This window comes from Shimazuella sp. NTD248, from assembly GCF_059510395.1.
The window spans coordinates 1-26,299 of the sequence record NZ_JCAJZT010000005.1; the positions used below are offsets into that span (position 1 = coordinate 1).

Below are 26,299 nucleotides of genomic sequence, written 5' to 3' on the forward strand. Positions count from 1 at the left end.
TTCCTGTTGCATTTGCTCCGTTTCCATCCATAATTGTTCCTGCCAAGTGTAATCAACATATTGTATAGAAAGTGGAGCAACTTCCTCTCCTTGATAATACTGGAAAAATCCATCTGTCAAAATCTGCAATGAAGCTCCATCTGCGACAATATGATGCATGTCGAACAAGAGATACCAACACTCATCTGCCAATTGATATGCATACAACTTGGCTAACGGTCCTTCCGTAAGATCAAGAGCACTTGTTAGAACTTGATCCATCCGTTTATTGCCTTCTACCGGCGGGTTTCCATGCAAACGTAAATCTTCATATTGGAAGCAATCATCGTAAAGTTCCGTTATCCGCTGATATAGCTGTCCATCTTCAAAGTAAAAAATTGTACGAAGGGCTTTGTGTCTTTGAAGTAAGGATCGATAGCTTTCCTTTAACTTTTCACGAACCAATTTCCCTCTTACTTGTAAAACAATTGGCATACGATATAAATTACGTTCAGAAGAATACTGATCAAAAAACCACAATCGTTTTTGTGCAAATGATGCAGGGATTTCCCTCGGTTTCACCTCTTGTTTTGAAGAAAGATGCGAATCCGCTGCCGGAAGTTGCAAAAGCGGAGATAATGTTTCAATTGTTGGCTTAGTAAATAGCGATTGTAATGGTAGAGAAACTCCACAATCTCTTTGAATTCGAGCAATGATTTGTGTTGCTAGCAATGAATGCCCACCAATAGAAAAAAAATTGTCTTGTATACCAAATTGGTCATGCCCTAAAACCTCTGACCAAATGTTATATAACTGTTTCTCTTCCTCGCTCACAGGATGATAATAGGTCTGTTGGTTTTTGTTTATAAAGTTATATTGCGCAGCTAGCTGCTTTCGATCTACTTTTCCATTTGAGGTCAGTGGAAAAGTAGATAATTCGATGAAATTACTAGGAATCATATAGGCAGGAAGTTTACTCTCGAGCCAAGCCTTCCAATCACTTTGTCTATTTGCTTTCAGATAAGCAACTAACTGTTTATCACCTTGTCTCATTTCTTTAGCGAGTACAACAACATCACTTACTGCTGGATGTGTTGTCATAACTGCTTCAATCTCACCAAGTTCTACACGAAAACCACGAATTTTGACTTGATGATCCAATCGACCTACAAAATGTATCAAACCATCCTGATCAAGACGAACCAGATCACCAGAACGATACAATCTACCTTTACCGGCAATAGTTACAAATTTTTCTGCTGTAAGTTCAGGTCTGTCGGCATAACCTGATGCTAAACCATCTCCACCAATGTACAATTCTCCTGGTACACCAAGCGGAACTTCCATTTCATTGTCATCTAAAATATAGACATAGGTGCCATTTATCGGCCTTCCGATTGGAACGGATGCACCTCCATACCAATCTGCTGGAATTGGATAACAACAAGTGAAAGTTGTATTTTCTGTTGGGCCATAACCATTGATCAATTGTGGTCCATTTTGCGCTAATATTTGTTTTACATGGCTTGCCGATACAACATCTCCACCAGTTATCAAGTATCGAAGACCTAAGATCGATGGGAGATGTTCTTCGACCATGAGTCGAAACAGTCCGGCTGTCAACCATAATGTTGTTACTTGATTTTGTACAATGGCATCACTTATATCTTCTAAAGATGGCGTAACAGGGTGCATAATTATCAACTTCGCACCATTTAAGAAACATCCCCAAATTTCCAATGTAGCAGCATCAAAAGCAACTGGAGCCAATTGTAAAAAAACATCATCTGGTATAATTTCCATATAATTTGGTTTTTGGACGAGACGAACAATTCCTCTTGCAGTGATCTCCACGCCTTTTGGTTGACCTGTCGATCCGGATGTATACATCACATAAACAAGGGAATCAATGGTTGCAGGTGAATCATAATTGCTTGTACTCACTTCACCAAAATCTATTTTCTCCCATATTAATGTAGAAAATGATACATCTTGAAATCGATCTACAAACTTAGCTGAAGTGAATACTAAAGATAGTTTTGCATCAGATAACAGATAAGCAAAGCGCTCGTTAGGATACTGAACATCAAAAGGTACATAGACAGCACCCAATTTTGTAATTCCAAGCATACTGATATAAAGTTCCATAGATCGCTCGAAGCAGATACCAATTCGGTCTCCTGCTCCAATTCCGTGTGCAGATAAATAGCGGGCTACTTGATTTGCTCTGTCATTCAATTCTTGATAGGTACAGCATTCCCCACCCAATTGCATTGCGATAGCATGTGGATTTTGTTGTACTTGTCGCTCAAACAGAGCTGGAATAGATTGTTCTTCATATGTTTTCTCAGCACGATTCCATTCCAATGCTTCATTTTTTTTACCTTCTGTATGTATACTTACTTGATGAACACATGCATTTCGGTCAGACGTCAAACTAACTAGCAGCAGCTCTAACTGCTCTAGCATCCTAGCAATGGTAGTAGTTGCAAATAAATCTGAATTGTATTCCAAAATAGCACGAAGTTCTTCATCTTCTTCTATCATTGTCAACGTCAGATCAAACTTTGCAATGGACTGGGGTAATAACATTGGCTCAAACTGGATAGAAGAATCAGTTGGTGTGTCTAAATTCATATTTTGTAATACAAACATAGCTTGAAAGAATGGAGATAGGGAGGTTTGCCTATCTGGTGAAACTGCTTCCACAACTTTATCAAATGGAACCTCTTGATGAGAAAAAGCATCTAATACCGTATCTTTTACACGTCCAATCAATTGGTCCCATGTTGGATTCCCTGATAAATCTGTTCGAAGCACAATGGTGTTCACAAAAAATCCAACCACTTTCTCCCATTCAGACTGAAAACGACCCGCCACAGGACTTCCAACTACAATATCTTTTCCCCCATCATATCTGGATAGAAGTAATTGAAATGCCGTGAGTAAAACCATATAGAAACTTGAACCAGTCGATTGTGCAACTTGGTGAAGCCTACGAACCAAATGAGAGGGAAAAGTTGTCGTTATACTTGAACCTCGATAAGATTCTTCTGCGCCTCTAGGATAATCAGTCGCTACTCGTGTCATAGGTAAGTCTTGTAATTTTTTCTTCCAATAAGCCAACTGACTGGCTTCTTTACCCCAATCTTTTCCTTGTTCAATAGCTGCATAATCAAGATAATCAATTTCATTTACTGGCAATTGTTTCCCATCATAAAGAGCAGCTAGATCTCTAACAAGTACCCCTAAAGACCATCCATCCATTACAAGATGATGAGCTAAAATTAGCAGTCTCCATTCGTTTTTCAATTGATATAGATAAATTCGAAATAAAGGCCCTTGTAAAAGATCAAATGTTTGTTCCAAGTCATGGTGTATGCAAGATTCTACAAATTTCTCAGGTTGTGCTTCTCCCCTTAAATCTTGATAAAAAAACCAATCGGTAAGCTGTGAATGCAAGTGTTGTTCAGGAGTCCCATCTTCATTTGCATGAAAAGTAACACGAAGGATAGGGTGTCTTTCCATCAATTGTTCTAATGCGTGATATAGTCTTGTAAGTTCTACATTACCTGTCAACTTATAAGCAGCAGGTACAGAGTAAACCGTTGTGTTAGGGACAAGTTGCTCCCAAAACCATATCCTTTGTTGTGCAGAGGAAAGTATGACTGGTTTTTGTTTATCTAATATAACTTTGGTGGGAGTATCTGTTTCTAATTGGACATCAATATATTCAGCTACTTCACATAAAGGAACATCAAGTACATAGTCAACTGAAATATCTACTTCGAAAGTTTCTCTAAGGTGATCTATCATATTTTCAGCAACATGTTTTTCAGAAAAAAAGTCGTAAACGCCTGTATATGTTTTATCACTCCAAATTCCCCATATTTCTGCAACTAATTCTTCTGTGACAGTATGAAAAGAAATAGGAAAAGAAGTTCCCTCCGCTTTTTCAAACGAAGGAACTTCTACAAATATGGTAGAATCGAGATTATCAACTGCCATCATTTTTAAATACTGTCGAAGTTCAAATCTTTTAAGAGCTTTTGTTCTTTTAGAGACAAAATAGACAATTTGCTTATTTTGCTCTCTTTTGATTTCCATATAAGATAGGAAAGGATGTTGCATTAATATAGCTTCTAATGCTTTTCCCTTTGTGTTTGTATTTTTGTTATCCACTCTGGTCAACCCTTTCTTACAGAAGCCTTACGAAGAAGATTTTGTTTTATTTGCTTGACTAACTCACTAATTGTCGGAGATTCAAATAACACCTTAAGCGGAAGGTTACAACGATACAATTCATTCACTCGAGTAATAATTTGAGTAGCCAGAAGGGAATGCCCACCTAGCTGAAAAAAATTATCCTCTACACCGATTTTTTGCTTTGATCCGATTAGTTCCTCCCAGATCGAGACCAACCTCTGCTCCATAGGAGTAGAAGGTGCAACATAAGATGATGTAAGCTCAATTTCCATTTGTAGCAATGATGCTTTGTTGATTTTACCATTTTCTGTCATCGGAATTTGCGTTAACCACTTAATTGATGCTGGATGCATGTATTCAGGTAACTTCTGCTTTATTAATGTTTGCCATTCTGTTTGTAAATCTCGATTTGCCTGGACAAAACCATGTAACACTTTTTCTCCATTTGCTTGTTCTTGCATAAGTACCACAGCTTGGGTCACTTCTTCATGCTCCATCAATACTGCTTCAATCTCTCCTAGTTCAATTCTATATCCGCGTAGTTGAACTTGATCATCTTTTCTCCCAATGAACAGTAGTTGACCATCCATTCCATAGCGGACAATATCTCCAGTTTGATAAACTCTGCCTAATTGGGAGTGATGGATAAACTTTTCTGTTGTAAGATCCGTTTGCTTTCGATAACCATTGGCTAGACTCTTTCCTGATAGCCACAATTCGCCAAGAACACCGATTGGAAGTTGTTGACCAAATCCATTCACAACCGCGACCGAGGTTCCAGCTATAGGAAATCCGATCGAAGGCAGATCATGCCCATCCCCTTCTGCATGCACTACACCAGATGTAGCGACAACTGTATTCTCTGTAGGCCCATAGTGATTTACTACTTTTACTGGAAATGATGCTGGTGTATATCGGCGAAGCTGATCTCCGCCAGTTAGCAATACACGTAATGAAGTTTCACCAGACCAATCCAATTGGAAAAACGCTTCACAAATTACTGTAGGAACAAAACTGATGGAAATCTTAGCTTGGATCAACCAATTTTTCAATCGACTAGGAGAAAGCCTATTTTCCTCTTCTGCTATTACTAATGTCGCTCCACTCGCTAATGCTGTCCATATCTCCCAAACAGAAGCATCAAATCCAACTCCCGCTAACATAGAACACCTATCCTTGCGAGTAAGCTCATAAGTAGTTTGATGCCAATCTACGAGTTGTTGCAAAGATGAATGAGTAATCTCCACTCCTTTTGGATTTCCTGTCGATCCTGAAGTGTAAACGACATAAGCTAGATGATGAGGCTGAACTAATCGCGTATGGATGGTTGGCATACTGATCCATTTTGATTTATCTGTATCCATACATATCAAATGCTTATTGGAATCTGTACACTTGGATCGGAAGCAACTATCTGTAATAATTACGTTCATCCCAGAATTTTGGATCATATTGTTGATTCGATCATCTGGATAAGCTGGATCGATCGGTACATAGGTAGCTCCTAGAAGATGAATCGCTACCAAACTTATAGCTAATTCGATAGACCGGTCTAAAAGCACACCCACGCAATCTTCTGGTTTTACTTCTGCCATTCGCAAATAATAAGCAAGCTGCGCTGCATTTTGATATAACTCACCATATGTCAGAGTTCCCGTAGGGCTTTCAATAGCAAGATGATCAGCAGATTCTGTAGCATGAATTACAACTCGTTCTAGTACTGATAAAGGATTCGACACCTCTTTTGTTTGATGCCAGTTTTGAAGTTGTACTTTTTCTTCTTCCGGCAAGAAATCTAGTCCTGCAATTGTTCCATCATCGGATTGGACAAGCTGCTGAAGAAGGCTGGTAAACAAACGCATAAATCGCTTTATTGTGCCTTCATTCCAATTACTACTGTTGTACATCCATTTAAAAAACAAACGTTCTCCAGGCGCTACCACCAATACAAGAGGGTAATGACTTTTCTCTAACCCTTTTAACTCTGAGATTTGAATACTTTCCTTTTCTAAAGAGCGCATTTGGTAATTTTCCATTACTAACAAATAGTGAAACAATGGCTCCTTTTTACCTGCACCAGCCCAATCAGCAATTTTGGTCAGTGGAACATATGCATATTCTTCTGTATCTTTTAGCTGTTGTTGCAATCCAATAAGATAGTTGTTGATTAATAGATTTTTGTTTAATTCTATTCTCACTGGAACGGTGTTAATAAATGGTCCGACGATTTGTTCCACACCATTTAAAGAACCTGGTCTACCTGAAACTGTCGTTCCGTATAGAAAATGAGTTTGACCACTATAGGCTGATAAGAAAATACCCCAGACAGCTTGAATAACTGTATTCATGGTCACTTTTTGTCGTTTTGCAAACAACTTGATTTGTTCCGTCCATTCGTCTGACAAGTAGGTGGTCCATTCTTCATGAGTCGATTTACTGCTATCATGGGCTTGTATTGCTATTACTGCAGCAGTTGCATCTGCCAATTGGTGTGACCAGTAAGATTTGGCTAGCTCCTCATCTTGTTCTGACAGCCATTTGAAATACTGTTCATAAGAAGCGGCAGATGGTAACTGTAATCTGTGTTGTGTTAACAATGATTGATAGATTTGCAGCAATTCTTCTAAAATAATCGGCATACTCCATCCATCAAATACAACATGATGATAACTCCATATTGCTCGATGTTCATGTTCCCCAATCGAAATGAACTCCACACGCATCAAAGGAGGTTCGGTCAAATTAAATCCTTTTTTACGATCGTTTACTAAAAAGTCTATTAGTAATTGTTCTTGTTCTGCTCTATTCTTGTCAGACCAGTCCATTTGATGAATGGGTATTTCCAAGTGATTCCACGCAATCTGATGCGCCTTACGAACCCCTTTCCACCAAATCGAAACAGTTAATTGGGGATGCCTTTCCATTAACCTGTTCCAAGCTTCACGAAAAGCCGTAACATTTAGTTCACCTGTGATCTTCATAGTCATTTGAATGACATAAGCTTCATTGTCATTTTCATAGAGACTATGAAACAACATACCTTCCTGAAGTGGACTCAAAGGATAAATACTTTTCACATCTGCTAATCTTGGTACTTTTAAAAGCTCTTCAGTTGATAGCTTTGCTAATGGAAAATCAGCTAACATCGGTTGTGTTTTTTTAGCCACGCAATGTTGAATAAGTAAATTCAACTGTTGCTGATAAAGTGTTATCCAAGATGTAATCTGAACTTTCGAAAACTGGAGTGGGTCATAAATAAATTTCACTTGAAGCTGATCTTCTTGAACAGCGGACCACACATCTAAAGCATAGGGTCGACGGAAAGCAGGATCTATTAAACTCCCTATTCTTTCTGATGTAGAAGTTGCCCAGATAGACTGAGGATCAGCTTGAAACTGACCAAGATAATTAAAACTAATTTGGGAATTAGATGATAATTTTTCCATTTTTAAGCATTTTAACATCCCATACGTTATTCCTTGTTTCCTAACACGAGATAGTTGTTTTTGAACAATTGGCACTAACTGTTCCCACTCTTCAGCTGCAATATTAAACTTTACTGGATAGACAGCTGTAAACCATCCAATTGTTCGAGAGAGATCTGTGCCATCTACAATCGATTCTTCTCGTCCATGTGCTTCTAAATCAATGGATACAGTATCATTACCTGACCAAGCATGATAGGAACTCACTAGTGAAGATAGTAGCAACTCCGAAACATGAGCTCTGTATGATTGAAAGCTCTGAGTTAAAAGTTGTCTTGTAAGTTCTTTTGGCAATCGGAAAGAGATTTCTTTCGCATCACTCTGTCTATTTTCACTTTCTCCCATACATACCGGCAATAATTCATCTTCTTTAACTTGTTGCTCATTCCAAAAAGCAATTTCTTTTGCCCAATCTTGAGATTGAGTAAGTTTCCATAATGTATTAGACCAGGCTTGATAGGATGTCGTTTTTGCAGAAAGTATCGGTTCTTTTCCCATCTCTATTTGCTGATATATGTCAGATAAATCTTCTAGAATAATTCTCCAAGATACACCATCAATAATAAGATGATGCGCCACCAATAATAATTTATCATCTTGATTGATAGCATGTTTAAAATAGATAGCACGAAATACAGGGCCTTCGTTCAAGTGAAGACTTATCTGTGTTCTCTCACCTACTTGCTTAATCGCTTCCATTTGTTCCTCTTCGGAAAATGAACTAATATCCAATACCTGAAATGGTACACTAGCCGATATTGTGCTATACGATTGGCGCCATCCTCTGTCTGTCTCTACGAATCTCAACCGGAACGAGTCATGATGTTCCATTAATTTCTCTAGTGCGTTAGTTAAAATGGAGGCAGACAGATGTTGTTTCAAAGTCAGCAACATCGCTTGGTTAAAATGATTTGGATTTTCCATCTTTTGATCAAAGAACCAAGTCTGTATTGGTGTAAGCGAAACTTCACCTACAATTAATCCTTGATCATGTTTGGCTTCTTGTGCTAATTTTGCAACTTTCGATAGTTCAAAGATAGTTTGGTGGCTAAACACTTGCTTGGCAGTAATTGCTACACCCGCATTTTTTGCACGTGCAACCATCTGAATGCTGATAATCGAATCTCCGCCAAGTTGAAAAAAATTATCATGTACACTGACCTGTTCGATGTTAAGTAATTGCTCCCATATTTCTGCTAATTGACACTCTATCTTCGTACGGGGAGCAATAAAAGCATCTTCGTCTACTAACTGAACCCATTTTGGTTCAGGCAGATTAGCACGATCAAATTTTCCATTTTCCGTAAGTGGTAGAGACGGTAAAGGAATGAATAATTTCGGCAACATATGAGTAGGAAGTTTTTGGGCTAGTTCATCCTTTACATACTGGATATCATCGCCATCCATTTCTACATAAGCTACTAGATTGTTGTTAGCAACCAATACTACCACCGATTCATGAACCCGATCTAATTGTGCTAAGGTAGCTTCTATCTCCCCCAATTCCACTCGATAACCTCGTATACTGACTTGTCGATCCATCCTGCCTTGAAAATGAAGATTTCCATCAGCCATCATCCTCACACGATCTCCTGTTTTGTACAAACGACCATATTTAGGATGTTGAATAAAAGACTGTTCGGTTTTCTCCGATAACTCATGATACCTTGCTGCCAACTGATTTCCACCAATACATAATTCCCCAGGCACACCTATGGGAACCAGCAATCCTTTTTCATCTAGTATGTATATATGTACCCCATAAATCGGTTTTCCAATAGAAGGAGACCAAGTTCCTTTAGATGGCACAAGACCTGCTGTAGTTACTACTGTATTTTCTGTAGGACCATAATGGTTGTATATTGGCACTGGAAAATCATCTGGAGGATAGACATGCAACTGATCTCCACCCGTTAATAAGTATCGTAAACTTCCTCCATTTGCCCAAGGAATAGAAAGTAGCTGTGCAAGTAACGGTGTTGGTATAAAGCTAATCGTTATACCTTGACAGATTAACCAATCCCGCAATTCAGTTGGATCTGCTTTTTTCTCTTCATTCGGTATTATCAATGTTCCCCCAGCTGCTAAAGTTGGCCAAATTTCCCATACTGCAGCATCAAATGCTGGTCCTGCTAACATTGTTGTTCGATCTTCAATTGTCAATTGGTAAGATTGGCGATGCCACTGCACCAAATTATGAAGTCCTCCGTGTGTGATACACACTCCTTTAGGTAATCCAGTTGATCCACTCGTGTAAACCATATAAGCGAGCTGATTTTCTTCGATTGGAGAAAATAGCGCATCTGTTGGCATATGGTCCCAGGAAACAGGATGTTTGTCTATGACAAACGTGGTTGTTGCTAATCCGTCAAGCCACCCAGTCAGGTGATGTTGAGTCAATAGGACGGATGCACCAGAGTCTTCAATCATAAAAGCTAATCGATCAAGTGGATATGTTGGATCTAATGGTACATAACATGCTCCCAGCTTCATCACACCTAAAAGTGCTACAACCAATTCAGGGCAACGATGAGAGCATATGGCAACTCGATCATGCTTACCGACTCCGATAGAACGCAAAAATAATGCTAGTTGAGTCGATTGTTGTTCTAATTCTAAATAAGATAATGATTTTTGATCTTCTACTACTGCTAAGCCCTCTGAAACGATTTCAACTTGTGCTTGAATATGATCAGTTAATGATCGAAACTCAAAACTAGCCTTTTCCTCTGACACAGACCATAAATGAAGCATCTCCACTTCTTCTTCGCTCAATAAAGAAAAACTTTGGAAGTTCTGATCCAAATCACGAACCATTTCTTGTAAAATCTGTTCGTAATTTTTCATGATACGCCGAATGGTCTTCTCTTCAAAAAGATTACAATTGTATTCAAATGTTAGAAATATACCATCTGTCTGCTCTACAGCAGTAAGAGTTAAATCAAATTTGGCAGATGGGAGAGAAACTGGAATAGGTTGAATAACAAGATCTCCTTTGTTCTGCCTTTCGTTGGAAATCGACTGCATCGCAAACATTATTTGAAACAAAGGAGATTCGCCTAATTTACGATCTGGAGCTACTGCATCCACTATTTTTTCAAATGGTACCTGACTGTTGGCATATGCTTCGAGTGATATTTCTCGAACCTGCTGCAATAAATCTGTCCATGTCACAGCATTATTCAAATCTGCACGAATAACGATCGTTTCTACAAAAAATCCTATCAACCCTTCTAACTGCTCATCATCTCTCCCCGCCACAGGACTACCAACTGCAATGTCAGTTTGACCTGTATAACGACTCAACAATACTTGGAACGCAGCAAGTAATACCATATACAGCGTGGAACCTTGTTCATTACTCAATGCTTTCAAATCTTGAGACAAAGAAACAGATAATAGATGATATATGCTGTTTCCTTCAAAGGATTGTTCATTCAGCCTCGGAAAGTCAGTTGGTAGAACAAGAGATGGCAAGTCTGACAACTTTTCTTTCCAATAGGATATTTTCCGATTCCAACTTGTTGATTCAGCCATCTCTTCTAAATATTTGGCATAATCTACTGGTTCCAATGGAAGAGTTGGTAAATCAATATCTTTTTCCATCCAAATACTTTCATAAACATGGAAAAGCTCACGAGCTAAAATAGACAAGGACCATCCATCTGCGATCAAATGATGCATCAAGAAAAATAAATAAAACTCATCGTCAGCAAGCCGGTACAGCTTTACCCGAATTAACGGCGAAGAATCTAAAGAAAATGGAACTTCTATCTCTTTTTCAATTTGCAATTTGGCCTCTTGCTCTGGATTTTCAGCAGAGCAAACATCCATCTCTTCCAATGAAATGGTTAGAGTTTCTTCAACCAACTGATAAGGAACACCATCTTCTTGATAGAAAGAAGTTCGAAGAGCTGGATGACGGGCAATTAGATAACAAATTGCTTGTTCCAAACCTTGTATTTCCATATGACCTTTTACTTTTAATACGAAAGGCAAGTGATACACATGCTTCAAAGGCAAGACTTGTTCTAAAAACCAAATTCTCTTTTGTGATGGAGAAAGTGGTAATTTTCCAGTTTTCTGGTATCTTTCAATTGGTTCATGTTCTTCTTGGTGAGTATGTAACATCTGATCCAAATCTCGTGCTAATTGCTTGATAGTTGGCGATTGAAATAAAGAACGAATCGGCATTGTCACTTGAAAAATTCTAGCTATTCTCGAAATAACTTGCGTCGCCAGCAAAGAATGTCCACCTAGAGCAAAAAAGTTATCGGTTGTGGATACGCTTTGTATTCCCAATACTTCTTTCCAAACCCCCTTGAGAATCTCTTCTAATGGGGAATCGTTTGTAGGAAGAATGACATCCACCCGTTCCATTTGCCTGTCTAAAAGTGCTTTCCGATCAATTTTTCCATTAGGGGTCAAAGGAAACTCACCTATTTCAATAAAATGGTTAGGCACCATATAAGAAGGCAAAAATGACGTGAGATAATTTTCGTAGTCAAAGTGATTAACTTGACCCATCACATATGCGATCAGCTGATTTTCTTTGGCTACTACTATGGCTTTTGTTACTTCTGGATGTTTTTCTAAGATATGCTCAATTTCTGCTAATTCAATGCGAAACCCTCGAATTTTAACTTGATGATCCAATCTACCTAAATACTTTAACTCCCCGTTTCCCAGCAATACTACTTGATCTCCTGTACGGTAGAGTTTCTCTCCTGAACGAAAAGGATGATTGACAAACTTTTCTTCCGTTAATGTAGGTCGATTCATATAACCAGTTGATATTCCAGCTCCTCCAAGGTATAGTTCTCCTGGTATGCCGATTGGCATCAACTTTCCATGATCATTCATCACAAATACTTCTGTATGATCAATCGGCTGACCAATGGTGGGAACTTTCATCGAACCTTTCTCTACTAAAGAATAAGTAGAATAGGTGGTATCCTCAGTTGGCCCATATAAGTTATAGACTTTTTCCACATTACCCAATTCATAAAGCTTTTGTGCCAAACCATTTGTTAAAGACTCTCCTGCTAGATTTACTGTTTTTACTTTAGATGGTATAGCATCAAGCTCCAATAACTCAGCAATAGCAGAAGGAATCGTATTTATTAGGGTCACCTGTTTTCTTTCGGTCAATTCTGCCAATTCAAGTATATTTTCAACTCCAATAACCATTCCGCCATTACTTAGAGGGAAAAACAACTCAAATACGGATAAATCAAAGCAAATGGAAGTGGATGCTAACACTCCAGCTCTTTCTTCTGGTGAAAATATCGTACTCGCCCATTGCATCAAATGAACAGCATTACGATGAGTAATCATTACACCTTTTGGTTCTCCTGTAGAACCCGAAGTATAGATCACATAAGCAAGGGACATATTACTTCCCTCTAACTGTAAGTCTTCGGGTGATAAACTTGCCATAAGATCCGTCACTTGATCATATAGCAGCGTTTCTCCTTGATATGCTGTCACTACATCCGAAGTAGTGATCATGAACTTAGCTTTTGCATCACTTAGTATGTACGATAACCTCGCCTCTGGGTAAGTCAGATCAATCGGAAGGTAGGCACCGCCCATTTTCCAGATGGCATAAAAAGCAATCACCATCTCAATGGAGCGTGGCATACCGACTGCTATCACATCTCCTGCCTGCATCCCTCTTTGTAAAAGCAGACGTGCCAACTGGTTGGCGTGATTATTTAATTCTTGATACGTAATCGTTTCTGTTCCCCAATGAATAGCAATTTTGCCAGAAGATACAGTTACTTGTTTTTCCAAAAGTTGATGCATACGTTCATCAGAAAGAATCAAATTAGAATCGGACGGATTCCAAGAAAAAATTTGTTGTTTTTCCTCCATGGTTGTCCATTCTATAGAAGATAGACTTTGATCTGGCATCGCTAGTATCTGCAGCAAAATATGTTGGTAATGCGAAGCAAGTGCATTCACCCTTGCAGATGACACAGTCGAGTTATATATCCATCTACAACGAATTTCTTCATTTGGAATAACCATCAAAGTCAATGGAAAATGTGATCGCTCAATCGATTCTTCTATCACCAAAGAAAAATCCTCTTGTTTCCATTCTTCTAATGGGTAATTTTCATAAACAAATATGTTATCAAATAGATTGAGATCCTTTGCTACTTGGCTGTATGCTCCTATATCAGCCAATGATGTATGTTCATACATCCGCATATCTAGCAATTTTTGTTGCAATTGTTGTAACCAATCTTGTATTGCATCTTCAAATGTTACTGCCTCATGTACAGGTACCGTATTCATATGCATACCGACACGATTCTCATAATTTTCTAGTAAAGCAGATCGTCCTGAAACAGCCATTCCAACAACAATATCTGATTTCGAGGTAAAAAGGCTGACTGTCAGCATCCAAGCGCCTAGCAGCAAAGTAGATTCTGTAATATTCAACTGTTTTGCTATCTGTCTTATTAATTTCGTCTGTTCAGCTGAAAAAACAAGATTATGCTCGGATGGTACTACTGACTGAGATTGTTCATGGATTTGCTGATCCGATAAAAAAGTTGGTTCTTCTATCGAAGTTACTTGCTTTCCCCAATAATCTAAGGCTTCTGACTGATCATTTGCATCTATCCAAGCCACAAACTCGGAAAACAAAGAAGATTCCAAAAAGTCTGCCTTCCTATTATAAAAATCAAGTAGCTCTTTCAATACAATAGGACAGCTCCAGCCATCCAAAAGTAAATGATGAAATGTCCATAAAATTCGATACTGTTTTTCTGCAACTTTGATCATTGTTACTCTAGTTAGAGGAGCCTCTTGTAGATCGAATCCTAACTCTCTATCTTGAATAAGCAATTGCTCCCAGGACTCTTCTTGCCTTTTTTCTGTAAGATGACTCCAATCTTTTATCTCAAAGGGTATATTTCCCTCATCTGAGACCACTTGAAGTGGAGTGGACAACTCTTCCCAAAAAAAAGCAGTACGAAACACGTCGTGACGCTGTACAATATGTTTCCATGCCTGTTCAAATCGAATCAAATCTATAGAACCATTAAGTCGAAGACACAATTGATTTACATACACACCAACGGTAGTGTCATCCAGCGAATGAAACAATATACCTTGTTGAGCAGGTGTTAAAGGATAAACGTCTTGTATTCCTTCTTGCAACATTTATCGGCCCTTTCTCTCCTTGATTTTAGAAAAGATTCTAGATAAGTCGGAATCTTTTATTTTACTATTGTTCCCTGACTTCAACTTTCGATCTTTTTGCTTGAAAGACATACACTCCTCATGAAATGCGGCAGCGAAAACAGAAATGGTATTCGCTCGATAGAGCGCTCTACTATAAGCCCAAGAAACAATCAACTTACCCTCTTGAATATAACAATTGATCTCCATCAAATAAGGACGAGTTACTTCTTGATATTTGCGTGGTCCATAAAAAGACAAATGGGTAAATATCCCATCCTTTTCGATCATCTGATCAAACTGGCCCAAATAGTTGAAACAAATAGGTGATGTTTCAGTACTCCTTATCTCTTCATCTCTGCTTAGGTACCGTAAAATTCCAAATCCTATACCTCCATTAGGAATGCTTCGGAGTTGTTTTTGAACAATCGAAATACCATCTTTTGTAGCATCTCCTTGAAAGATAACAGGGAATATACTCGTAAACCATCCAATTGTCCGTGAGACATCCAAATTTTCCCTTTGATGATCTCTTCCATGTCCTTCTACATCTAACTTCAATGTTTGCTTTCCAGACCACTTTTGATAACCTTTCCAAAGTGCCGTTAATAGCAATTCATTCATCTTTATTGTGAATGACTGTTCAAGTAAATTTTTGGTTTCCTCTTTGGTAAAGACTTGTATATACTCCTCCACCTGAGTATCAGTGTTTACTCCATCTTTGTAATCTATTGGGAAACGATCTTTGGCAGGCCGAATAATTTCTAGCCATTGATGTTTCTCTTTCTGAGTGAGTATAGAATCTGTACTGTGAAACTTCAAATACTTAGACCAATTAGCATAGGATGTAGTTTTTGCTGGAGGTGCCAAAGGAATCCCGGTTTCCAGTTGATGATACAGTCGATTGATATCATCAAGCAATATTCTCCATGAAACACCATCCACTGCTAAGTGATGAACGACAAGAATTAATTTTGCAGCCTCTCCTTTTTTCTGGACAAAAGTTGCATGTATTAATGGGCCATCCATAATATTTAACTGTTGTTCTGATTGTCGATGTATTTCTGTTAATGATGCCTCTTTCGCTTCCACCACTCGGAAAAAAGATTGCTTTTCGGTTTCTGCATTCCAACATGTCCAATGATCTTGTTCTTTGCGAAATCGAAGACGCAACGCATCGTGATGCTCCACCACTTTTTGTAAAACTTGTTCCAAAAGAGAGGATTTCACTCTTTTCTCAAGTGTAAGGATCATCGATTGGTTCCAATTGTTATAATTAGGTATATTTTGATAAAAAAACCATTTTTGCACAGGTGTAAGGCCTACTTCACCAGTAACTACACTTTGGTCAATGGAAAGTTTTGATTTATTTACTGCTATACAAGCCATCATACCAATCGTCGGATGAGTGAAGAAATGTTTGGGACTTAGTTGTAAACCAACCCTCTTAGCTTCCGCAATTACTTGTAAACTCAAAATAGAGTCTCCACCTAATTCAAAGAAGCGATCATTGATTGCGATACCATCTTTCTTCAACACTTTTTGCCAAATAGCTAATAGTTTCATTTCTGTTTCATTTGTTGGTTGCATGATTTTATTTTCATGGTGATTCTCAGTAGGTTCCGGCAGTAACTTTCGATCAATTTTTCCATTTAAGGTCAATGGAAAAGAAGATAACTCTACTACATGATTTGGCACCATATAAGAAGGTAATTTGTTTTCTAAAAACTCCTTTATAGAAGACAACTCCAGTTCTTTTCTATCCTGCTTTTTCGTAAAGTAAGCTATTAGTTGTTGTTCATTCACCATCACAACAACATCTTCTACTGTGGGATACTCACAGAGTGCAGCCTCAATTTCTCCTAATTCAATACGATAACCTCTCACTTTGACTTGAAAGTCCGATCTACCAATATAAATAAGCTCTTGTGTTGACGAAAATTTCACTAAATCACCTGTACGATACAATTTTCCATATTTGGGATGATCAATGAACTTTTCTGTTGTCTTCTCAGGTTGACCAACGTACCCACGGGCAACTCCTGCCCCTCCGATGCATAGTTCACCAACGGTTCCATTAGGAACGATTTGAAGATGGGAGTCTAATATATAAACATTGGTATTGGAGATAGGTTTTCCGATTGTTGGAGACGCTTTTTTTTCTTTGGATATAAGCGTATAAGTACTATAAGTCGTACATTCAGATGGTCCGTATAAATTGTAGACTTTACGTACTGTCTTAACTTGATATAATTCATCGACGAGTTTCCTAGTTAAAACCTCTCCAGCAAGGTTTAGTGTCGTTACAGATGATGGTAGACCTAATGCAACGAGGGCTTTTGCCACGGAAGGTACCGTATTGAGAAGAGTAACTTCCTCTGCTGCTGATAGAGATGGTAGAGAAAGTGCATTTTCAGTAATAATCACTTTACCACCTGTCAACAAAGGTACAAATAACTCAAAGATAGATAAGTCAAAACAGATAGAAGTCCCAAATAATACTCCAGCCAATTCACTTGCTGGAAATACGCTTTGTGCCCATTGTACAAAAGTCATCGCTTGAAAATGTTCAATGGCAACACCTTTTGGTTTTCCTGTAGAACCAGATGTATAAATAAGATAAGCAAGATCATGTACATCTTGATTCGTCTTTGTATCATACTTAGGAAAATTTCGCCAAACACTTCTTGTAGCAAGTAATGTTGGTGTATCGATTCTCCCAAGTTTTGATTGCCTATCAGGTTCGATTATTACCAAAGATGTCTTTGCATCTTGTATCATATAATTTAAACGATCTTCTGGATAAGAAAGATCTAAACCAACATAGGCTGCTCCGGTCTGTAATACAGCCATCATCGCTACTAATAACGGATACTTTCGTCTTAGTGCAATACCGACTACTTGCTGACTTCCTATTCCTCTTGCTTTTAACAAATGTGTAAATTGATTAACATCGTCTTTCATCTGTTGATAAGAGAAACGATCAAGGCCATCTACTACTGCTATCGCTTCCGGTGTTTTTCTTACTTGTTCCATCCATGCTTGGTTTAACGTCAGAACAGGAGCTTGTGTTTTTTCTCCAAGGCCTGCTTGAATGATCTGCAATTCTTGTTCTTTTGACATACTCGAATACGAGTCAATGGAATGGTTTGGATTATGCAATATTTGCTCTAGCATAATCGAAAAACTCCCTGCTAATTGTTGCATGAGACTCTCTTCAAAAAGAAATGAATCATATTGCCAATGAAGAAATAATTCACCTTCGTATTCAGCAATTTTTAATGTCAAATCAAATTGGGATGTAGGATCTGGCAATGCTACACTCTCCAGCTCCCATTTTTCCCATTTTAGTTTAATGTTACCTACTCCAAGCGATATTGCTGCTGTTTCAGGAACATATAGTGTTTGTTCAAATGCAAGCATCGCCTGAAAAATCGAAGGAATACTCGGATCACGATAAACATTAAGATGTTCTACTAAATCAATAAAGCGTATCTCATTTTCAAAAGCCTCTTGTACATGTTGAACTGTTTGTTTTAACAATTGAATGAATGTAGGAGAATTCGACAAGTCTCCTCGGATAGCGATAGGATTTACCATGTGATTCACTTGTTTCGAGGAAGAAATCGTCGATCTAGTTGTGGCAGGTGATCCAATTATCACATCTTTTTGTCCACTGTAACGAGATAGAACCAATTGATAGACAGCTAACAAAACTTGGTAAACTGTTGCTCCATATTCTCTAGCAAAAGTACGTAGAGATTGAACAAACTCAGATGAAATTTTGGTCTCTATGGTTCGACCTTGAAAAGATTGATTCATTCCTCTAGATCGTTTTTGAGGCAAAGACAAAATAGGCAATTCACCAGTTAACTTTTCTTTCCAGTAAGAAAGGGTCGATGCTGTTAACGTCTCTTTCTCCATCTGTATTGGGGCATTGGAATGTAAAGCAACTTTTGTCCCTGCCTCTAAAGCCAGATAACAGGTACGAAGTTCAGAAAGAAACATATCCAATGACCATAAATCACAAATAATATGATGGAAACAGAACAAAACAGTATACGAACCATCCAAATGTTTATATAAGTTTGTCCGAAACAATGGAGCTTGTTGTAAATCAAATGGCTTATAAGCATCCTCCATCAGTTGTGATCTAAAATCTACTATTGCTTCTTTCTCTGACCAATCAAGAGATACATTCTCTTGCGCTTGAAAAAATAAATTCCCATCCTCCTTTTCCTGAATAGAAGAGCGCAAAATGGTATTATGATCGACAAGCTGCTGAACAGCTTGAGACAAAATATACTTGTCTAATTCTTTTGGAAATCGAACAGCCATCGGCATTAAATAAGCTGCATTTTGAGGACATGTTTCATGAATGTACCAGAGCGCCTCTTGTCCTCGATTCAAAGGAATTTCCATACAGGGAATAGGGCTTGTATTTAAAATTTTACTTTCATTAGGACGTTCAAGTAATTGGGAATGAATACAACTAATAAGTTGATCCCAAGTCCAAGAAAGTAAAATTGGTATGGAGGGCAATTCAATATTCCAATTTTTTTCTAATAAAAATTTGAATTGAAGGATTTTTATAGAATCAAATCCAAAAAAAGAAAGCCTTTGTTGCTCCCACTTTGTTCCTATACCTTGTAATCCTAATAGACCAACCAAATCTGATTGCAACTCGATTCGTTGCATAGAAGGAGTTAATAAACTCCATTTTTGCCAATCAAACTCACCTTTGTTTACATTTATAGAAGAAGTATTCTTTTCTACCAATCGATGTACTACATTCAAATCATCTGCCAGATAAGCCTCTTTGCAAGCTCGGCGCTGTATCTTCCCGCTTGATGTTTTATTTACACTATTTTCTTCAATAAAGACCATTTCATAGCACGCAACACCATGTTCCTCTGACAATCTTTGCTGTATTTGGTGTGCTAACTGAGAAACATCTATGAGTTCCTTCGCATTTTTTCTCAACTCCTGCACAATAATCAGTTTTTCTTCGTTTTCATGATCAACAGAGAAAGCTGCCCCACAACCTGGACGAATAAAAGAAGAACAGGACTCTACTGTCAGTTCTAAATCTTGTGGATATAGATTTTTTCCACGAATAATAATAAGGTCTTTATATCTACCAGCAATGAACAATTCATCGCCCACAAAATATCCCAAATCACCAGTTCTTAAATATGGGCCATCACCATTTATCGATACAGCAAAATCTTCCTTTGTTTTTTCTGGTCGATTCCAGTACCCATGAGCTACACTACTTCCTTTAACCCATATCTCACCCACATCACTGTTTTCACATAAGGTCAAAGTCTCCGGATTTACAATTTTGACGGTCAATCCTGTTCCAACAGGTCCACAACTGACAACTATTCTTGAATCTTTCGAATCCGTGAAGCAAACTTTTCCATGGTTTAAATCGGAAATAGAAACAGATTGATATTTTGGTTTCTCATTCCATTTTGCTCCAGTGATAAATAATGTAGTTTCAGCCATTCCATACATGGGATAATGCGCTTCTGCACGAAATCCATGAGGAGAGAATACTTCTGTAAACTTTTCTAAAGTCCGATGCCTGACTGGTTCTGCACAATTAACTGCAACTCTCCAACTGCTTAAGTCTAAAGAAGCTCGCTCTACAGGTGTGATTTTTCGGATGCATAGATCAAAACCAAAGTTGGGACAACAAGTCGTCGTACCTCGAAAACGATCAATCGCTTTTAACCATAGATATGGATTTTCAACATATTGATAAGGTGATAGTGAAACAGCGTGAAAACCAACATACATAGGTTGGATCACACAACCAATCAAGCCCAAATCATGAAAAATTGGAAGCCATGAAACGCTAACATCATCTTCCGTATGTTGTAATCGCTCACAAATAATCGCTGAATTATCCAACATATTACCATGGCTTACCATGATACCTTTGGGATCACCAGTGGAACCTGAACTATATTGCAAATAAGTGACTGTATCACGATCTATTGTGACCTCTTTCCAAGACTCTGCCCATTCGTCCGATAATGTATCTGTTGGAAACCATTCCATATCCAAACCTACTAAATCCTTGCTTTTTTCTACATTTATTTGGTGTAAAACATCTGTTGTTGTTAAAGCAATCTTAGCTCCTGCATCTTTCACCACTGCTTGCAAACGAGCTGTTCGTCGATGCTGTTCTTCAGGTGGGTAGCCAGGAACTGCTATAACTCCAGCATATAAACAAGCATAAAATGCACTAATAAAATCAAGTCCTTGGTGATACATCAACATAACTCGATCACCTTCTCGGACTTTGCTTTGAAGCCATGCTGCAATTGCTCTAGCTCGTAAATCTAATATTTTATATGTATAACTCACTACATCTTTATTTCCATCTTTTAAAAAGGTGTATGCTTTTCGATTCCCTTGATATTGGGCACGGTATCTAGCAATATCGATCAAAGTTCTAAATATTTTATCCATGATTCCTCCTTCATCTATTAAAAAAGTTCGATATACGGAAGAAAAAATACATTCATTTCTATATGATGAATTTTTTGGAAATTATAATGACATACTATCAGACTAAAATAAGTTGTGTCAATGATCGGACACAGTTTGTAATAATTCTGCATATTCCAACCTCACAAAAAGGCCGCTAGCAATTTTCCTCCTATAGGAGCAGGGGACTTCTTACACAAGGATGTTAAAAATATGATAGAATCTTTTTCAAGATACTTGTGAAAAAAGGAATGAAATTATCCATGACTACACAATCCATACTAATGAAAATGGAAGATATCATCATCGCAAATCAGATGATAAAAGATGTGGTATTTCGCACTCCATTACAAAGAAATGAATATTTATCTAATCTATACGACTGTAATGTCTATTTAAAAAGAGAAGATTTACAAGTAGTACGCTCTTTTAAAATACGCGGTGCTTTCTATATGATTCAAAGTTTATCAGAAGAAGAAAGAGACAGAGGGGTCGTCTGTGCCAGTGCTGGAAATCATGCACAAGGGGTAGCCTATTCATGTAGTAAGCTTAACATCAAAGGTAAAATATTCATGCCAACTACCACTCCCAGGCAAAAAGTAGAACAAGTAAAGCGCTATGGTGGATCATATATAGAAGTTATTTTGACTGGGGATACTTTCGACGACTCCTATCTAGAAGCGAAAGAATATTGTGATCAAAATCAGATGTCTTTCGTCCATCCATTTGATGATTACCGCACTATTGCAGGCCAAGGCACCATAGGAATGGAAATCATGAATGACATTGATAAAGTAGATATGTTGTTTGCAGGAGTTGGTGGCGGTGGTCTGATATCAGGGGTCAGCTCTTATATGAAGGGTGTAAACCCAGATTGCAAAATAATTGGTGTAGAACCACAAGGTGCCCCTTCCATGAAAAAATCATTAGAAGCTGGGAAAGTGGTGACGCTGGATAAGATTGATCCTTTCGTTGATGGAGCAGCAGTAAAGCAAGTAGGTCAGCTAACTTTTCAAATCGTTCAAGAATTAGTAGATGATATCACCGTAGTACCAGAGGGAAAAGTTTGTAGTACTATCCTTGAACTTTACAATCAAATTGCATTAGTGGTAGAACCCGCGGGAGCTCTTTCTGTAGCTGCTCTTGATTTCTATCGCCAAGAAATTAAAGGAAAAAATGTCGTCTGCATCATTAGCGGTGGCAATAATGATATCGATCGTATGCAAGAAATGAAGGAACTATCTCTGATCTATGAAGGATTGAAACATTATTTTATCGTCTCTTTCCCCCAAAGAGCAGGAGCACTTCGTGAGTTTGTCCAACATGTTTTAAGTGAGGACGACGATATCACTCGGTTTGAGTATACCAAGAAAAACAATAAAAGCTCAGGGCCAGCTCTTGTCGGGATTGAGCTGAAAGACCCAAAAGATTATCCAGCACTTTTAAAACGTATGGAACAGTATGGATTTCCGTATACAGAAGTAAACAATAATCCACAATTGTTTAATTTGCTTATCTAATTCTTTGAAAAAAAGACTCCTAAGGAGTCTTTTTTAGTGCAAACATATTCATATCGACGTCATCTAGGTATCCAATTAATCTATCAGATGTATCTTCTAATTCTTTGCTACACTTGTCGTTGTTACGAGCGAGATTGGCGGTGTACCAGCTACAGCTTTTCCTTTGTCATACACTTGAACATACCCAACTGCTGTACCTTTTTTCATCGGTGCTTTTAAATTGGAGTAAATCACAATATGATAAGTATAATTTTTTTCTTGACCATTGCGTAGCGGTACTGTCAAATTTCGTAATGGTGCAATCGTTACTGGTCCTTTATGACCTTGTATGGTGATCGTTTTATAAGAGGAGATCGGTTTACCTGCCTCTAAAACTTTTCGTGGTGTATAGATACTGTAAATGTAATCATATAGTTTTTTGGTATCGGAAAAACGTTTTGATACAGAACTCGAGCCTAGCACTACTGCTATTAAACGAAAATTGTTTCGTTGTACGGTTCCTGTATAACAATAACCAGCAGCAGATGTATAACCCGTTTTTAAGCCATCTACTCCTTTATAACCATACGCAAGTGTCGGTAACATGAGGTTGGTATTCGTTACCTTCATTTCACGCTTGGTACCCTTGTGAAACGTATAATGAGTGATTTTACTAAATGTATAGATTTCTGGATGGGTCGCTACTAAAGTCCTCGTTAAGTGAGCAATATCAGCGGCTGACATATAGTTATTATAGACTTTTCCAGAGGACGATTTATAGATCAAACCATTGCTCGTATAGAAATGCGTTTTGGTCAATCCTAGTTGCTTAGCTTTTTGGTTCATCAAAGCAACAAACTTTGATTCTGAACCACTTATCTTTTCTGCCAGAGCATACGCTGCGTCATTTGCCGATTGAACCATCATTCCAGTTACAAGTTCTTTTATCGTTATTTTTTCCCCTGCTACCAGGCGAATCTCTGATTCATTGACAGCTTCTGCTTTTTTACTCACAGTAACAATATCTGACCAGTGTAATCTGCCAGCAGAAATTTGATCAAGCACAATCAGAACTGTCATCAATTTTGTCAGACTTGCTAATGCTAGTTCTTTGTTTCCGTAATCATCAGTTAAAATAGCTCCACTTGAATAATCAATCACATAGGTGGCCTTTGCTTGGACGGTTGGTTTTTTTGCTTCAGCAAATACCATCGTTCCCATAGAAAAGGACAAAATAGTGATCAATAATAGAAACAGAGAAAATTTTCTTACCATTACGCCCCTACTCCTGCCTGATTAAATTGTCCTTACTAATTACTTCAACAGAAATATATTATCACTTCAAATAAGGAAAAACTAGCATATTTCCTGCTAGTATGAATCAAGCATCTATTTTTTTGGGTCATCGGTCTTAATTTTTAAAAAGCACCTTCTAAATGATTTAAATCGACAAACTCCCAATTTTTGGACAATAATATGGATACTACATCAAAACGTATTGGTAGATGGCTCAAACGCCTCTGACTAATAAACTGGAGAGCCAGCTTTCGGACTTGTTGTTGTTTGCGATGCTGCACAGATTGGAAACCAAGTCCATACTGCTTGGATGTTGTTGTACGAACTTCTACAATAATGAGTTGTAATCCATCGTGAGCAACAATATCTAACTCCCCTAAGTTGGTAGACCAATTTCGTGCTATTAGTTCCCATCCTTTCGAAACCAGATATTGTGCGGCGATATCTTCACCTCTTCGTCCAACTTCTTTTCTTTTATCCATTACAAAGACACACCAAGAACTGCACGCACAGGAGAAAAGCTGCGTCGATGAATCGGGGATGGGCCATATTTTTTTAACATTTCCAGATGAGCTGGGACACCGTACCCCATATGCTGATCAAATCCATACTGCGGATATTGCTTATGTATATCCATCATCCATTTATCTCTCGTTGTTTTAGCGATAATGGAAGCAGCAGCGATAGAATGGCTTAAACTATCTCCTTTGATGAGACTTCGCTGGGGAATAGGAACTTTTGGTAGTTTTACCGCATCGAGTAAAAGCTGATCAGGTTTCTTTGGTAATTGAGAGATTGCTATTCTCATCGCTCGATATGTTGCCTGCAAAATATTATATTCATCTATAAATGCGACATCTACAATCCCCACTCCGACTCCAATAGCCGTTTGTTCAATTCGTTTTCGCAAGATATCGCGATCAGTCGCAGTTACTTGTTTTGAATCATTTAATCCTGTTACATCAAAATCTTGTGGCAATATAACAGCCGCAGCCACAACAGGACCTGCCAATGGACCGCGGCCAGCTTCATCAACACCAGCAATCAATATTTGACCATTTTGCCAAAACTGTTTTTCATATTTCCACATTCGATTTAATCTCTCTTGTTCAGCCTTTTCTTTTTCCTGTTGCATTTGATACCGCTTGCCTAGCTGTCTGACCCCTTGCCGTGTATCAGCCAAAAGTTCAGCCAATACTTCTTCTGTAACTTCATTCGTAGAAATCCATTCACGCCAAGCCTCAATCGTTCTCTTCATGGATGTCCCCCTCATAATCACTTGGAATTTCCAAAGAGATTCGACCAAGTCTGCCAGACCGCAAATCTCCCATGACGATATCTGCTGCTTTATCCCAATCGATTTGACCTCCACGCATCAAGCATCCTCTTTTCTTACCAATTTCATCTAATAATTCTACTGGAGTGTGCTCTAATATTTCTATGTTATAGCGTTCTTCTAACAATTTTGGATACTGCGAACTTAGATATTTTAAAGTATGCAGTGCTACTTCTTCTGTTGGTAAAATTTCCTCTTTAATCGCACCACTCATAGCTAATCGCATTCCTACATTTGGGTCTTCAAATTTGGGCCATAGAATTCCCGGTGTATCTAATAATTCTAGTTGTTTCCCCACTCGTATCCATTGTTGTGCTTTTGTTATCCCTGGTCGGTCTCCTGTTTGAGTAGCATGTCTTCCTGCCAATTGATTGATTAAAGATGACTTTCCAACATTGGGTATTCCTAAAACCATTGCACGCATTCTTTTAGAAACGATACCTTTCTTTTTCCTCGAAATAAAAAGCGGTTCCAATACACGCTCACAGGTAGCAGCGATCTTTTGCACTCCTTTTCCAGTTTTTGCATCGATTGGTAAAACAGAAACACCAATACTGGTAAAATAGGATACCCATTCATTGGTAATTGCTTCATCTGCCATATCCCCTTTTGTAAATAGAACAAGACGAGCTTTATGACCTGTTATCTCATCAATCATAGGATTACGACTAGCCAGTGGCAGTCTGGCATCTAACAGTTCGATCACGATATCTACTTGTTTTAATTTTTCCTCTATTTGTCTTCTTGCCTTTGCCATATGACCAGGAAACCAATGAATCGACATGTTTAACACCTCAAGTCTA

Annotated in this window: 8 protein-coding genes; 1 reads left to right on the plus strand and 7 read right to left on the minus strand. The window is 38.2% G+C overall.

Translation table 11 applies throughout. The annotated features are described in order from the left end of the window. The 3 genes from AC5WOE_RS12120 to AC5WOE_RS12130 form a co-directional block, all read right to left on the minus strand. Window positions 1-4,161: non-ribosomal peptide synthetase (locus AC5WOE_RS12120; RefSeq protein ID WP_496052680.1), on the minus strand; the 4,161-nt coding region annotated here is incomplete at its 3' end. 5 nt (window positions 4,162-4,166) lie between these two features. After that, the gene (locus AC5WOE_RS12125; RefSeq protein ID WP_496052681.1) at window positions 4,167-14,846 is read right to left on the minus strand and encodes an amino acid adenylation domain-containing protein; all 10,680 of its coding nucleotides are present in this window, start codon (window positions 14,844-14,846) and stop codon (window positions 4,167-4,169) included. Next, window positions 14,847-21,347 (minus strand): amino acid adenylation domain-containing protein, encoded by a 6,501-nt coding sequence (locus AC5WOE_RS12130; RefSeq protein ID WP_496052682.1) that lies wholly within the window; start codon window positions 21,345-21,347, stop codon window positions 14,847-14,849. 281 nt (window positions 21,348-21,628) lie between these two features. Here AC5WOE_RS12130 and ilvA point away from each other — a divergent pair, with 281 nt between their 5' ends. After that, on the plus strand, window positions 21,629-22,885 hold the full coding sequence (gene ilvA, locus AC5WOE_RS12135; RefSeq protein ID WP_496048831.1) for a threonine ammonia-lyase IlvA: 1,257 nt from the start codon (window positions 21,629-21,631) through the stop codon (window positions 22,883-22,885). A gap of 96 nt (window positions 22,886-22,981) precedes the next feature. Here the strand turns inward: ilvA and AC5WOE_RS12140 are convergent, their stop codons facing one another. From AC5WOE_RS12140 to ylqF, 4 genes are all read right to left on the minus strand, one after another. After that, window positions 22,982-24,139 carry a D-alanyl-D-alanine carboxypeptidase family protein gene (locus AC5WOE_RS12140; protein ID WP_496052683.1) on the minus strand — a complete coding sequence of 386 codons (1,158 nt, stop codon included), beginning with the start codon at window positions 24,137-24,139 and terminating at the stop codon, window positions 22,982-22,984. Between the two features lie 143 nt (window positions 24,140-24,282). After that, window positions 24,283-24,642 (minus strand): YraN family protein, encoded by a 360-nt coding sequence (locus AC5WOE_RS12145; RefSeq protein ID WP_496052684.1) that lies wholly within the window; start codon window positions 24,640-24,642, stop codon window positions 24,283-24,285. Further along, window positions 24,642-25,418, minus strand: a complete 777-nt coding sequence (gene rnhB, locus AC5WOE_RS12150) for a ribonuclease HII (protein ID WP_496048834.1) — start codon at window positions 25,416-25,418, stop codon at window positions 24,642-24,644. Before rnhB ends, AC5WOE_RS12145 begins: the two co-directional genes overlap by 1 nt. Continuing rightward, window positions 25,402-26,280, minus strand: a complete 879-nt coding sequence (gene ylqF / locus AC5WOE_RS12155) for a ribosome biogenesis GTPase YlqF (RefSeq protein WP_496048835.1) — start codon at window positions 26,278-26,280, stop codon at window positions 25,402-25,404. Before ylqF ends, rnhB begins: the two co-directional genes overlap by 17 nt. Window positions 26,281-26,299 lie beyond the last annotated feature (19 nt).